The 13,139-nt window shown below is 58.2% G+C and carries 11 protein-coding genes and 1 tRNA gene; 8 read left to right on the forward strand and 4 right to left on the reverse strand.

Annotated elements, in window-relative coordinates; all coding sequences use genetic code 11:
* Positions 1-4: 4 nt before the first annotated feature.
* The 3 genes from GOV87_RS14410 to GOV87_RS14420 all read right to left on the reverse strand — a co-directional run bounded on the left by GOV87_RS14410 (position 5) and on the right by GOV87_RS14420 (position 3,149).
* Entirely contained in the window at positions 5-919 is a 915-nt protein-coding gene (locus tag GOV87_RS14410; protein WP_171120388.1) for a carbohydrate ABC transporter permease, read from the reverse strand.
* A gap of 65 nt (positions 920-984) precedes the next feature.
* Positions 985-2,238 (reverse strand): ABC transporter substrate-binding protein, encoded by a 1,254-nt coding sequence (locus tag GOV87_RS14415; RefSeq protein WP_171212255.1) that lies wholly within the window; start codon positions 2,236-2,238, stop codon positions 985-987.
* Between the two features lie 29 nt (positions 2,239-2,267).
* Positions 2,268-3,149 (reverse strand): N-acetylmuramic acid 6-phosphate etherase, encoded by an 882-nt coding sequence (locus GOV87_RS14420; RefSeq protein WP_171212256.1) that lies wholly within the window; start codon positions 3,147-3,149, stop codon positions 2,268-2,270.
* A gap of 168 nt (positions 3,150-3,317) precedes the next feature.
* Here GOV87_RS14420 and GOV87_RS14425 point away from each other — a divergent pair, with 168 nt between their 5' ends.
* The 8 genes from GOV87_RS14425 (at position 3,318) to GOV87_RS14460 (ending at position 12,255) form a co-directional block, all read left to right on the forward strand.
* On the forward strand, positions 3,318-4,193 hold the full coding sequence (locus tag GOV87_RS14425) for a BadF/BadG/BcrA/BcrD ATPase family protein (protein ID WP_171122328.1): 876 nt from the start codon (positions 3,318-3,320) through the stop codon (positions 4,191-4,193).
* Positions 4,180-4,929, forward strand: a complete 750-nt coding sequence (locus GOV87_RS14430) for a GntR family transcriptional regulator (protein ID WP_171120395.1) — start codon at positions 4,180-4,182, stop codon at positions 4,927-4,929. The genes GOV87_RS14425 and GOV87_RS14430 overlap by 14 nt, the downstream gene beginning before the upstream one ends.
* 19 nt (positions 4,930-4,948) lie before the next feature.
* On the forward strand, positions 4,949-5,977 hold the full coding sequence (locus GOV87_RS14435; protein WP_171212257.1) for an SIS domain-containing protein: 1,029 nt from the start codon (positions 4,949-4,951) through the stop codon (positions 5,975-5,977).
* Positions 5,974-7,107 (forward strand): N-acetylglucosamine-6-phosphate deacetylase, encoded by a 1,134-nt coding sequence (nagA, locus tag GOV87_RS14440; protein ID WP_171212258.1) that lies wholly within the window; start codon positions 5,974-5,976, stop codon positions 7,105-7,107. The genes GOV87_RS14435 and nagA overlap by 4 nt, the downstream gene beginning before the upstream one ends.
* A gap of 142 nt (positions 7,108-7,249) precedes the next feature.
* Positions 7,250-7,324 (forward strand) — tRNA-Gly (locus tag GOV87_RS14445).
* Between the two features lie 126 nt (positions 7,325-7,450).
* On the forward strand, positions 7,451-9,271 hold the full coding sequence (locus GOV87_RS14450; RefSeq protein ID WP_171120401.1) for an ABC transporter transmembrane domain-containing protein: 1,821 nt from the start codon (positions 7,451-7,453) through the stop codon (positions 9,269-9,271).
* A gap of 157 nt (positions 9,272-9,428) precedes the next feature.
* Positions 9,429-11,318: an acyl-CoA synthetase gene (locus GOV87_RS14455; protein ID WP_171212259.1), complete on the forward strand. Its 1,890-nt coding sequence runs from the start codon at positions 9,429-9,431 to the stop codon at positions 11,316-11,318.
* A gap of 13 nt (positions 11,319-11,331) precedes the next feature.
* Entirely contained in the window at positions 11,332-12,255 is a 924-nt protein-coding gene (locus GOV87_RS14460; protein WP_171120405.1) for an alpha/beta hydrolase, read from the forward strand.
* On the opposite strand, the gene GOV87_RS14465 is transcribed toward GOV87_RS14460, so the two are convergent.
* Positions 12,256-13,092 carry an alkaline phosphatase family protein gene (locus GOV87_RS14465; protein ID WP_171212260.1) on the reverse strand — a complete coding sequence of 279 codons (837 nt, stop codon included), beginning with the start codon at positions 13,090-13,092 and terminating at the stop codon, positions 12,256-12,258.
* Between the last annotated feature and the right edge of the window lie 47 nt (positions 13,093-13,139).

Genomic DNA, 13,139 nt, shown 5'->3' on the forward strand with positions numbered 1-13,139 from the left:
CCCCTCACATCTGGTATCGGCGCATCCGGGTCTGGATGCCGAAGAGGTAAATACAGACGCCCACAAGGATGATCGCGAACATGGCCCCGGCGATGGCCGACCCCATATGCGGATCGCCCAGTTGCAACTGGAAGCCAAAGAAGGTGCGGTACATGAAGGTACCCAGAATATCGGTCGAGAAATCCGGCCCGGCCAGCGCGCCCTGCGCGGCATAGATCAGATCGAACGCGTTGAAGTTGCCTACGAAAGTCAGGATCGAGATGATGCCGATCGACGGCAGGATCAGCGGCAGCTTGATCTTCCAAAAGGCCGAGGCGCCGGTGATGCCGTCAATCTCTCCGGCCTCAAGAATTTCTTCGGGGATGGTCAGCAGGGCGGCATAGATCAGCATCATCGGGATGCCCACAAATTGCCAGACCGAGATCAGCGCCAGTGTGGTCAGGGCGTATTCCTCTTTCCCCAACCACGGTGCGAACAGGGATTTCAGGCCCACGGCATCCAGCATCGAAGGTGCGATGCCCCAGATGGGCGACAGGATCAGCTTCCACGCAAAGCCAACGATCACAAAGCTCAGGATCGTCGGGATGAAAATTGCCGACCGGTACAGCGCCGAGAACCGCAGGCGTGGATGGCTGAGCAGCGCCGCCAGTGCGATCCCGATGGGGTTTTGCACCAGCATATGGATCAGGAAGAACCAGAAATTGTTGCCCAAGGCGTTCCAGAACTGCTCGGACCAGATCGGATCGAAAAACAGGGTTTGAAAGTTCTGCAATCCAACGAACACGCGGCTTTGATCAATCTCTGTATACAGTGCCAGACGCAGCGTGTTGAACAGCGGGAAGATCATCACTGCCGTATAAACCAGCACGGCAGGTGCCAGAAATACAACGATATGCCAGCGGAAGCGGGGGCGGTTCATGGATCAGCTTTCAAAGGAGTAAAGGGTGTACCCGGGCGAACAGTTCCGCCCGGGTATGTGTCAGCTTACTGATGCGGTGCGTACCACGAGGCCAGACCCTCTTGCAGCCGTGCGCCTGCATCGGCGGGGCTTTCCGCGCCTTTGACGACCTGAGCCGCAGCGTTCCAGGTTTCGTTCTCAAGGTTCGGCGTGCCGCGCGACAGGATCTGATAGGTAGACCGGATTGTCGAGCCGCAGTCATTCCGCCAGCTTACAAATTCCTGCGCCAGCGGATCTTCCATCGCGATGTCGTGGCTCGACAGTGAGAAGAAGCCCGGCAGAGCGTTGGCATAGATCGTGGCGAATTCCGACGTGCCCATCCAGTCAAGGAAGGTGCGCGCTGCTTCGGCATTCTCCGACGCTGCGTTCAGACCCATCGCAATGTCCGTGTGGTCAGAGATGTAGCATTCGTCGCCCGCATTACGGACCGGGGGCTTGAACGCGCCCATTTCGAAATCGGCCTGTGCGTTGAAGCCCGAAATCTCCCACGAACCGGCCGGATAAATCGCGGCGCGTCCAAGGGTAAAGATGTTTTGGCTGTCGGGGTAGGTCTGTGCCTCAAACCCGTCGCCCAGATAGTCTTTCCAGCGCGCAATGGTCTCATACGGCTCGACCCACTGCGGATCGGTCAAGGACTGCTCGCCCGATATCAGCGCCAGACGGCCTTCTTCGCCGTTCCAGTAGTTAGGGCCGATATTCTGGTAGCCCATCGTGGCGGCTTCCCACTGGTCGTTGGTCCCCATCGCCATCGGAATATAGGTGCCGTCTTCCTTGAACTTGTCCAAAGCGGCAAAGAACTCGTCTTCCGTCGTGGGAACGTCGACACCCAACTCGGCAAAAGCGTCTTTGTTGTAGATGAACCCGTGGATCACCGAAGCCATCGGCACGCAGAACGTGGCGGAGCCGTCATCGTTCTGCCATGCGGATTTCGCTACATCCGAAAAGTTGTCCATCGCACCCAGATCGCTCAGATCCGCCAGGTTTCCGTTTTCAAACAGCAAAAGCGACGTGTCGAAGGGGCGGCAGGTAATGAGATCGCCCGCAGAGCCAGCTTCCAGTTTTGCGTTCAGAACCGCGTTGTATTCCGCGGGGGCAGAGGGCGTGAAGTTCACCTTGATGCCCGGATTGGCGGCTTCGAATGCCGGGATGATCTTTTCCTGCCACAGCGTCAGGTCGTCGTTGCGCCAGCTTTCGATGGTCAGCGTCACGTCCTCGGCCAAGGCCGAAGTGGCCATAAGCGTTGTGCCCAATAGGGCATGTTTCAGGCTTTTGCGTTTCATTGTATTCTCCCAGTTGGTTAGCAGTTGTTTTATATTTCCAATGCGGTGCTCAGGATGCCGTTTGTCGCGTTCAGTCGTTCTGTTGCTTCTGCCAGAGACAGGCCGCGCGCTGCGATCAGAATGGCGGGTTTAACGTCGCCGTCAGCCGTTTCCAAAGCGGATTGTGCCGTGTCCGTATCCACTTCGGCGATCCGTGTAACGATGCCAGCGGCCCGAGCGCGCAGCTTGTCATTATCAGCACGCAGGTTGACCATCATGCCCCGATAAACGTGACCAAGTTCCAGCGCCATTAGCGAAGACAGCATGTTCAAGGCGATCTTCTGCGCCGTTCCAGCACCCATGCGGGTTGATCCGGAAATCAGCTCTGGCGGTGTGGCCAAAAGGATCGGGATGTCGGCACCTTCCAGCAGCGGACTTTGCGCATTGTTGGCGATGCCGATGACGGTGGCCCCTTTTTCTCTGGCGATTTCACAGGCCGCTAATGTGTAAGGCGTGGAACCGCTGGCTGACACCGCGATAATTGTGTCTTTGGCCTGAAGGTCTTGCAGGTCATTTCTGAGGCCTTCGTCTTCATCTTCTGCAGCGCCGGGCATTTCCACGCTGGTCGGCAAGCCACCCGCCATGTGAATCCGCAACTGGCTTGCAGGGATCGAGAAGGTGCCCCCAAGCTCTTGCGCGTCGGCAGCGGCCATCAGGCCAGAAGAGCCCGCAGCGATGTAATGGATCACGCCGCCGGAACGAATGGTATTTGCCATTGATTCCGCTCCGCCTGCTATGGCGTCCACCGCCTCAAGCGCGGTGTTTGCAGCAGCAACCTGCCCCGAAGCCAAAAGGCGGGCAGACAGCGTCAGGTCGCTGCGGTCAAGCCGCGTAGCTTCTTGATGCAGTTGTTCAGTCGACGGCAGCGTCAAGAGAATCCCCCATTGGTTTTCCTTACAATACCTATTCAATACCACTTGTCTATAATTTTCTTCCCACGCTCGGATAAAAGGAGAAATCTACAAAGGAAAGAGAGAATTGGTTCAAATTGGTCTATTTTTGTCTTTCCTGACGGCAATAGGTATTATAATGGTATTGTTATGACTGAGTCTCGAAATAGTGCCGTTTTGGCGGTTGATGGGGGTGGAACGCGGTGCCGTGTCGCCTGCGACATGGATGGTGCCGTCCATTCAGTAGAAACCGGACCAGCCAATGTTTCGAGCGATTTTGAGGGCGCGATTAAGCAGATCAACATCGGATTTGAACGGTTGGCCAAAAGTGTGGGCTGCAGAACGGATGACATGCTGCACTGGCCGTCCTTCGTTGGGCTGGCCGGCGTGACGGACGCCGGGATAGCGTCCCGATTGCGCGTGTCTTTGGGATTGGCGCAGGCGCGGATTAAGGACGACCGACCTGCGGCCCTACGCGGTGCCTTGGGCGCGCAGGACGGTTTGATTGCACATTGCGGCACGGGATCGTTTCTTGCGGCGCAGATGGATGGAGAAATGCGGTTTGCCGGGGGGTGGGGGCCTGTTTTGGGTGACGAAGCCTCGGCTCAGTGGGTTGGTCGCCGCGCCCTGGCCGAGACATTGAATGTGATGGACGGGGTCGAGGAGGAAACCGGCTTGACGCGCAAGCTGTTGGATCGCTTCGACGGTACGGCCGGTATTGTCGGCTTTGCCGGGACTGCAACGCCTGACCAATTCGGCGCGCTCGCGCCCGAGGTGACTGCGGCTGCGCGTGGAAACGATGCGATCGCCAAGCGGATCATGCAGGCAGGGGGCGATTACATAGCGTCGATGGCAGCGAAATTGGGCTGGCGTCCGGATCAGGCGTTTTGCCTCACAGGAGGGATCGCGTCGCATTACGCAGATTACTTGCCACCGGAGATGCAGTCTGCCGTGCTTGCCCCTTTGGCGGAACCTTTGGTCGGAGCATTGGAATTGGCGAAGGAGATTCAGCATGAGCATAACTGATTTCCTGCGTGCAGACCTGTGGCTTTCGCCCGAAAACGGCCCGCGATACGTTCAACTGCGACGCAGGTTGCAGGAAGGGATCGACAAGGGTGTGCTTGCCCCCAATTCGTCGTTGCCGTCCGAACGTGAATTGGTGGAAATCACCGACTTGTCTCGGGTCACTGTGCGCAAGGCGATACAAGAGCTTGTGCAGGAAGGCGTTATTGAGCAGCGACAGGGGTCGGGTTCTTTTATTCGCGAACGCGTTCCAAAGGTCGAACAATCTTTGACCCACCTAACATCGTTCACCGAGGATATGTCGACCCGTGGTATGAAAACCGCGTCCAAATGGCTTGAGCGCGGAGTTTTCGCACCGACTGCCGAAGAAATCAGTGCGCTGAACCTGTCGGAGGGTGAACAAATTGCCCGCATCTACCGATTGCGAGAGGCCGATGGTCGACCCCTTGCGCTTGAACGCGCGGCGTTGCCTTTGGATATCCTGCCTAATCCGATTGAAGTGACGACCTCACTCTACGAAGTTCTCGAAGGTCTGGGGCGTCGTCCGGTGCGGGCTGTTCAAAAAATCTCGGCACTCAACCTTGCTGCGCGCGAGGCTGAGTTGCTGGAAGTTCCCGAAGGTGCTGCCGGTTTGAATATCGAGCGCATCTCATTTCTCAAGAACGGGCGGGTCGCAGAACTGACCCGGTCGTTATATCGCGGCGACGCCTACGACTTTGTGGCCGAGCTACGGTTGTAACCGGAAGGACCGGAAATTCATGTCAGAAACTACTTCGAAAATGCGCCAGGAGATTCTGGAAATCCCTGCGGCGGTTGACAGATTGCTGTCCCAAGGCGCGCAGGACATCCAGAATGCCGCTAAGGTTTTCCGCGAGGCTGACCCGCGCTTTCTGATCACGGTGGCGCGCGGATCGTCTGATCACGCGTGCAGCTACATCAAGTATGCCAGCGAGCTGTTGCTGAACCTTCCCGTCGCTTCGGTCGGGCCATCGGTCAGTTCGATCTACGGGGTTGAGTTGCAGGCAAAAGGCGCGGTCTGCCTGTCCGTTTCGCAGTCCGGGCAAAGCCCGGATATTGTGGACCTTGCGCGCTCGTTGGGTCGGTCAGGTGCTGCTACGGTCGCGATCACCAACGACACCAGCTCTCGGTTGGCCGAGGTCGCCGGTGCCGTCCTGCCGTTGCACGCCGGGCCCGAGTTGAGTGTAGCGGCCACCAAAACCTTCGTGACGTCGCTGGTTGCCGGGTTTTGGCTGCTGGCAGAGGTCAAGCGTGATGCAGATCTTTTGAAGGCCATACATGCCTTGCCGCCGTTGCTTGAAAAGGCCGCTCGTTGCGATTGGTCTGCCGCGGCTGACACCATCACGGGTAGATCGTTGTTTACCCTTGGGCGGGGCCCTTCCTTTGCAATCTCCGGTGAGGCAGCGTTGAAGATCAAGGAAACTTGTCAGATCCACGCCGAAAGCTATTCGGTGGCCGAAGTTCTGCATGGGCCGGTCTCGATCGTAGAGGAGGGCTTCCCAGCTATCGTGTTCGCCGCGAGTGACGCGGCCGAGCAAGCAACGGCTGAAGCCGCCGATGCATTGGCAGGGAAGGGCGCGGCTGTCTTTGCAACTACGGAAAAAGTCACGCAGGCCGGCCCGCTTCCGGTCGTCAAGACCGGCCATTGGATCACCGACCCGATCACCGCGATCACCGCCTTCTATGGTATGGTTGAATCCGTAGCCAGCGCCCGCGGGATCGACCCCGATGCGCCGCGGCATCTGAAGAAAGTGACTGAGACGGTATGACAAATAACACGGTAACCTTCCGTAACGGTCCCATCTTCGACGGTAACCGTTTGCTGTATGACCACGCGATCACCTTCCGGGATGGGGAGGAAGGTGAAATCCGGCCCGAGTCTGATGCCGTTGGTGGTGAAGTTGTCGACCTGAAGGGCGATATTCTAAGCCCCGGCTATTGCGACCTGCAAGTCAATGGCGGCGATGGGATCATGCTCAATGACAACCCCTCGGTCCAGACTGTTCAACGCATTGCGGCGGCTCACCGGCGTTTGGGCGTTGTGTCGCTGTTGCCCACATTGATTACGGATACGGCAGAGAAAACGCAGGCAGCAATTGAAGCGACCGTGCAGGCGGTTCGCGAAGGTGTATCGGGTGTGGCCGGGCTGCACCTGGAGGGGCCTCACTTGTCGGTAGCGCGCAAAGGCGCCCATGACGCGGATCTGATCCGGCCAATGGACGACACGGATTTGGCCGCGCTGATCGCCGCGGCAGACGCGCTGCCCTGTCTGATGGTCACGGTTGCGCCCGAAGCCGTGACCGAGCGGCAAGTCGCCGTGCTCCATGACGCCGGGGTTCTGGTATCTCTGGGTCATAGCGATGCGGATTTCGCGACGTGTCAGCGTTATGCGGCGGCTGGTGCGCGGTGCGTGACGCATTTGTTCAACGCCATGAGCCAGCTTGGAAACCGCGAACCAGGTCTGGTGGGGGCTGCGCTGGCAAATGGCGGGCTTTCCGCCGGTTTGATCGCTGATGGAATTCACGTGCATCCCGAAGTCATGCGGGCTGCATGGGCAGCCAAGACGTCTCCGGGGCAGATATTTCTTGTCAGTGACGCGATGGCTGTTGCGGGCACCGACCTGACCGCGTTCGAGTTGGAGGGCCGCAGGATCACGCGGACAAACGGGAAACTCACGCTTGAGGATGGCACATTGGCCGGTGCAGACTTGGATTTGACGACGGCCATTCGCGTTTTGGTCACGCAGGTTGGTGTACCCTTGCCGCAAGCTTTGGCTGCGGCGACGTCCTATCCATCGCAATTGATCGCGCATTCTGGTGCGCAGCAGCTTCGGTATGCGTCGATGATCCGTATCTCGGCCACGCTGGATTCGTGTGATTGGCTGCCGCAGCGGGATTGATCAACATCGCCCGGCCCAGTCCGATTTCCGGGCCGGCCCCGGCATGGATGGCCCGATTGAACCTATATCGGATGAAATCGAAATCAGCCCAAGAACTGCGCTTGACGGCACCTTGCGCATCGCTTAAACCGACCTCCGCTGAGCGGGCGTCGTATACTGGCTATTACCTCAGCCTTCCAAGCTGATGAAGCGGGTTCGATTCCCGCCGCCCGCTCCAAATCAGCCCAAATCTCTGCGTCAAAAGGCCCTGTGAAGGCCCAAAATCTGGTGCTTTGCTTGACCCCAACTGTTCCTGCGGTCAAGAAGCGTTCACCCAAGTGCGAACACGATATAAGGCCCAGACATGGCAAGATCCGACGCCGCCAAGCCCGCAGGAAATTCCGCCCCCAGCGCGACCGAAGAGCGTGCGCGCTCACGGAAGATAGGCGTTCTTGGGTCTTTGTGGCCCTTTATGAAACCCTACCGATTGCTCATGGCGGGGGCAGGGCTTGCCTTGGTTTTGACGGCTAGCATGACCCTGACCTTGCCCCTGGCGGTGCGGCGCGTGGTTGACAATTTTCGGATCGAAGATGGCGAGTTGCTCGACTGGTATTTTCTTGCCGCGCTTGCAATTGCCGCTGTTCTGGCTGTCGGGACGGGCATCCGCTATGCGCTGGTTACCAAGTTGGGCGAACGCGTGGTGGCGGATATTCGCAAGGCGGTTTTCGACCGGGTAATCGGGATGAGCCCCGAGTTCTATGAACGTATCATGACGGGGGAAGTCCTAAGCCGAATTACGACGGACACGACGCTGATTCAGTCCGTAATCGGTTCATCGGTTTCCATCGCTCTGCGGAACATGCTGATGTTTTTCGGTGGGCTGGTCCTGATGCTTTTGACCTCGGCCAAGCTGACGGGAATGGTGTTGCTGTTGATCCCGCTGGTCGTGGTTCCGATTCTGGTGCTGGGCCGTCGTCTACGGGTGATAAGCCGCGAAAATCAGGATTGGATCGCCGCCTCATCCGGTAATGCAGGCGAGGCACTGACGGCCGTTCAGACCGTGCAGGCCTTCACCCATGAACAGGCCAGTCGCCAGCAGTTTGGTGAAATGACCGAGACCTCATATGTCGTGTCGCTGCGCCGTATTCGCACGCGCGCCGTGCTGACCGTGATTGTGATCTTTCTGGTGTTCTCCGGCATTGTCGGGGTGTTGTGGATGGGGGCGAATGACGTTCGCAACGGTGTGATGACGGAAGGTGTTCTGATCCAGTTCGTTATCTACTCGATCATAATGGCGGGTTCGGTCGCCGCCCTATCCGAGATCTGGAGCGAATTGCAGCGCGCGGCTGGTGCGACCGAGCGTTTGGTTGAATTGCTGAACGCGCAGGACACCGTGACCGATCCCATATCCGCCTCTCACTTGCCGACGCCTGTGCGGGGCGAGATCAACTTTGATCAGGTTACATTCCACTATCCTGCGCGACCCGATGTCGTGGCGCTGGATCACCTGTCCCTTTCGGTCAAACCCGGTGAAACTGTTGCGTTCGTGGGGCCGTCGGGTGCTGGGAAGACGACGGTCATTCAAATGATCCAGCGTTTCTACGATCCGGATTCGGGCCGTGTCAGCCTTGATGGTGTTGACTTGCGCGATCTGGACAGGAGTGATTTTCGCAGCCACATGGCCCTTGTGCCGCAAGACCCGATCATCTTTGCGGCGTCGGCCCGCGAAAATATTCGCTTTGGGCGTCTGGACGCTTCTGACGCGGAAGTGGAATCTGCTGCCCGTGCTGCCGCTGCGCATGATTTCATCTCGGCCCTCCCGGAAGGGTATGACAGTTTCGTTGGCGAACGGGGTGTGATGCTGTCAGGGGGGCAGAAACAGCGTATTGCCATCGCCAGGGCAATCCTGCGAGATGCGCCAGTTCTGTTGCTGGACGAGGCAACCTCGGCGCTGGATGCCGAAAGTGAGCGTGCGGTTCAGGGGGCGGTCGATCAGATGCGCGCGGGTCGGACGACGTTGATCGTGGCCCACCGCTTGGCAACGGTCAAAAAGGCAGATCGGATCATTGTGATGGAAGCTGGGCAGATCGTGGCGCAGGGTACCCATGATGATCTGGTCGCCCAGGACGGGCTTTACGCGCGTTTGGCGCGGCTGCAGTTTACTGATGGAGTCGCCGCAGAATAAAATGACGTCGGGGCAGTATTGAACACTCCGCTGCGTCACGCTGCTTAATTGCACATTTTTTGGCTATGCGCCTGCTTGCGCGTACACGGTTTTGCTTCCATCCTACGGTGGACTTAAAACCCGTGCGTGACGCGGGAAGCAATCAGGGAGGTGCCGCATGGCCTTTGTCGGAGTGGAAGACAAGCTAAAACTGGAGCAGGAAATGCCGTGGGAGGATCGGGACGTTCCGGTCACATTCCACCAACTGCTGTCCCGGACTGCGGGTAAGTTTCCCAATAACAACGCGATAAGTTTTCAACTTATGTCCGGTCCGACGGACAAGGCCGAAACGCTGACGTGGTCTGAATTGCTTGGAAAGGTCAATCAGGCGGCGAACCTGTTCCGTTCGTTGGGTGTGGGTGAAAAGGATGTGGTGGCCTATATCCTGCCCAATTGTAACGAGACGCTGATCACCATGATGGGTGGTGCAGTGGCAGGGATCGTGAACCCGATCAACCCGCTGTTGGAACCCGAACAGATCGCGGCCATTTTGCGCGAAACCGGCGCCAAGGTTGTTGTCACGCTGAAGTCTTTTCCCAAGACGGATGTGGCGCAAAAGGTCGAAGAGGCCGTGCGCCATGCGCCCAAGGTCAACACCATTCTTGAAATTGACCTGAACCGTTATCTGACGCCTCCCAAGTCATGGCTGGTTCCGTTCCTGCGCCCCAAGATGGGCGACAAGGAACATCTGGCCCACGCGAACTATAAAAATTTCAACAAAGAGTTGGCAAAGCAGCCGACGACCCTGACCTTCGAGGACAGAAAGGAAGACCGCGTCGCCTGCTATTTCCACACCGGCGGAACCACGGGTATGCCGAAGGTGGCGCAGCACAAGTATTCTGGCCTGATTTACAATGGCTGGCTGGGCGGCACGCTGCTGTTTACGGACAAGGACGTGGTGATGTGTCCATTGCCGATGTTCCACGTGTTTGCGGTTCACGTGATCATGATGTCCGCTGTGTCTTCGGGTGCGCATGTGGTGTTCCCGACACCTGCCGGATATCGCGGCGACGGCGTGTTCGACAATTTTTGGAAACTGATCGAGCGTTGGAAAGTCACGTTCATCATTACCGTGCCCACCGCGATTGCCGCAAAGATGCAGCGCCCGGTGGATGCCGATATCTCGACCGTGAAAACTGCGTTCTCGGGCTCGGCCCCGCTGCCGGTAGAGCTGTTCCGCCGCTTCGAGGAAGCGACCGGTGTGACCATCATCGAAGGTTATGGCCTGACCGAGGCGACTTGTCTGGTGTCCTGTAACCCGACAGATGGAGAGAAGAAGATCGGTTCGATCGGGATTCCGTTCCCCTATACGGATGTCAAAATCCTGAACGATGGACAGGATGGGCCAGCGGAAGCCGCCCCTAACGAGATCGGTGAGATCTGTATCTCGAACCCAGGTGTCTATGCCGGCAACACCTATACCGAAGCCGACAAGAACGTGGATCTTTACCACTTTGACACATATCTGCGCACCGGCGATCTGGGTCGTTTCGACGAGGACGGTTATCTGTGGATCACAGGCCGCGCCAAGGACCTGATCATCCGTGGCGGTCACAATATCGACCCCGCCGAAATCGAAGAGGCGCTGCTGGGACATGATGCCGTTGCCTTTGCCGGTGCCATTGGACAGCCCGATGCCTATGCGGGAGAGGTACCCTGTGCCTTTGTCGAACTAGTCGAGGGCGCCTCGGTTACCGAAAAGGAGCTGTTGGAATATTGCGACGTCCATGTTCACGAACGTGCGGCGCAGCCCAAGCACATGACCATTCTGGACGAGCTTCCCAAGACCGCAGTTGGCAAGGTGTTCAAACCCGAACTGCGCAAACAGGCAATCACACGTATCTATAACGGCGCGCTGGAAAAAGCAGGCGTCGATGCCCGCGTTGTATCGGTGATTGACGACAAAAAGCGCGGGCTGGTTGCACAGCTTGACGCGAACGGTTCCTCGGACGACGATGTCAGCAAAGTGCTGGGCTCTTTCACCCAGCCATGGGAATGGGCTGTCTGATCGCGGAGGGGACATGGATTATGAACGCCTGATTGACGAAGAAACCTGGGCGTTCATAAGACGTACCGCCGAAAGCTATCCCGATGACGCGGTCGAGCTGTCGATTGACGACCAGCGCCGCGTCTATGACGCGATGTGTCAGGACTTTCGCCAACCGCGTCCCGCGGGGGTAGAAACAGAAGACAGGCATGCCGACGGCGTGCCTGTTCGCGTCTATGCTGCAGGCGATCCCACACGAACGGTAGTTTACCTGCATGGGGGCGGCTTTGTCGTAGGCGGCTTGGACAGCCACGATGATGTTTGCGCCGAGATTTGCGCGCAAACTGGTTATCGGGTTGTCTCAGTGGATTACCGGCTGTGCCCGGAACATGTTCATCCCGCCCAATTTCAGGACGCCTGGACTGCAGTGAATTGGGCTGCAACGGAATTCGGGGATGCGCTGGTACTGGCCGGAGACAGCGCCGGAGGGAATCTGGCAGCGGCTGTCGCTCATCACGCGCGCGGACGTTTGGATATGATTCTGGGGCAGGTGCTGATCTATCCCGGTCTGGGCGGGGACCGGTCGAAGGGGTCGTATCTTGAACATGCCCATGCGCCGCTTTTGACGCTGGAGGATATCGTCTTCTATGAAAAGGTGCGGTGCGGCGGACCAGCGCCGCAGGATGATCCGACCTATGCTCCGTTGCACGATAGCGATTTCTCAAACCTGCCGCCGACTGTGGTCGTAACGGCAGACTGCGATCCGTTGCGCGATGACGGGCCAGACTATTGCGCCCGGATCACCGAGGCCGGCGGCAAAGCACACTGCATCAACGAAGCGGGGCTGGTGCACGGCTATCTACGGGCGCGAACCTCGGTCAAGCGTGCCGCGGACAGTTTTGAGCGGATATCCGTGGCGATCGAAGCGCTGGGTCAGCAGATATGGCCTTATGACTGATTACTTGAGGAATGGCTGTGCCTTCATGGTCTCGGCCACGGGCGTGCCCATCCGGGTCAGGATCGTAGGGGCAAGTTGAAGCTGGTCGATGACCACATCCGCCTCGGGGCCTTCTGCATCGCCGAAATAATACAGCGCCGTTTCCTGCTGCAATGGGCTGCGGCCTCCGTGGTGGCCACGTTCATCTTGGCCATGGTCGGCCGTGACGATCACCTCGTATCCTAGTTGCCGCCAACGGGGGATGAAAGGGGCCAGCATCTCGTCCATGACAAAACAGGCGTGGTCCATTTCCTCGCTTTCATGGAAAAAGCGATGTCCCATGCTGTCCAGCGTGCAGGTGTGCAGGATGCCGTAATCCAGCCCGAAGCGCAGGCACATGTTGGTGAGCTGGGCAAATAGGTCTACGTCGCAGGGCGTCATCTGGTTGGCCTTGCCATAGCCGGTCATGGTGTGAAACCGACCATGATTGATCGTCTTGCTGTCCAGTTCATCATATTCAACGTCGCGCACGTAATCGAACGGGTGGCGGTTGAAGAATTGCGACCAATAGCTGTGGGTGACGGCCCCGGTGATGCCCCCGGCCTCGCGCACCTGACTGAACACGTCCTTGTGACTCAGGCGGAAGACATTGCCGTTGCCGGTGCACCCATGTTCCTGTGGAGTGACGCCCGTGTGGATCGAGGCATAGCAACTGGCCGAGGTCGATGGCAGCACCGAACGCAGCTTCCAGACCCGCGCCTCACCACTCTCGACCCAGCCCTCAAGATTGCCGAACAAGCGGCGGAAATTGCGCCACGGCACACCGTCAAGAATGATGAGGAGGAGTTTGCGGTCCATGGTCCGGCCTTTTCGTTAGTTCATTGGGTGAGCCTAGGGGATTCGCC

It is taken from the genome of Ruegeria sp. HKCCA5426, assembly GCF_013034585.1.
Classification (GTDB): Bacteria; Pseudomonadota; Alphaproteobacteria; order Rhodobacterales; family Rhodobacteraceae; genus Ruegeria.

Excerpts from the sequence above, each read along its gene's own strand:
- GOV87_RS14465 (WP_171212260.1), bottom strand. The coding sequence starts at position 13,092 with ATGGACCGCAAACTCCTCCTCATCATTCTTGACGGTGTGCCGTGGCGC.
- GOV87_RS14410 (WP_171120388.1), bottom strand. The coding sequence starts at position 919 with ATGAACCGCCCCCGCTTCCGCTGGCATATCGTTGTATTTCTGGCACCT.
- GOV87_RS14435 (WP_171212257.1), top strand. The coding sequence starts at position 4,949 with ATGTCAGAAACTACTTCGAAAATGCGCCAGGAGATTCTGGAAATCCCT.
- GOV87_RS14455 (WP_171212259.1), top strand. The coding sequence starts at position 9,429 with ATGGCCTTTGTCGGAGTGGAAGACAAGCTAAAACTGGAGCAGGAAATG.
- GOV87_RS14450 (WP_171120401.1), top strand. The coding sequence starts at position 7,451 with ATGGCAAGATCCGACGCCGCCAAGCCCGCAGGAAATTCCGCCCCCAGC.
- GOV87_RS14430 (WP_171120395.1), top strand. The coding sequence starts at position 4,180 with ATGAGCATAACTGATTTCCTGCGTGCAGACCTGTGGCTTTCGCCCGAA.
- GOV87_RS14415 (WP_171212255.1), bottom strand. The coding sequence starts at position 2,238 with ATGAAACGCAAAAGCCTGAAACATGCCCTATTGGGCACAACGCTTATG.
- GOV87_RS14460 (WP_171120405.1), top strand. The coding sequence starts at position 11,332 with ATGGATTATGAACGCCTGATTGACGAAGAAACCTGGGCGTTCATAAGA.
- nagA (WP_171212258.1), top strand. The coding sequence starts at position 5,974 with ATGACAAATAACACGGTAACCTTCCGTAACGGTCCCATCTTCGACGGT.
- GOV87_RS14425 (WP_171122328.1), top strand. The coding sequence starts at position 3,318 with ATGACTGAGTCTCGAAATAGTGCCGTTTTGGCGGTTGATGGGGGTGGA.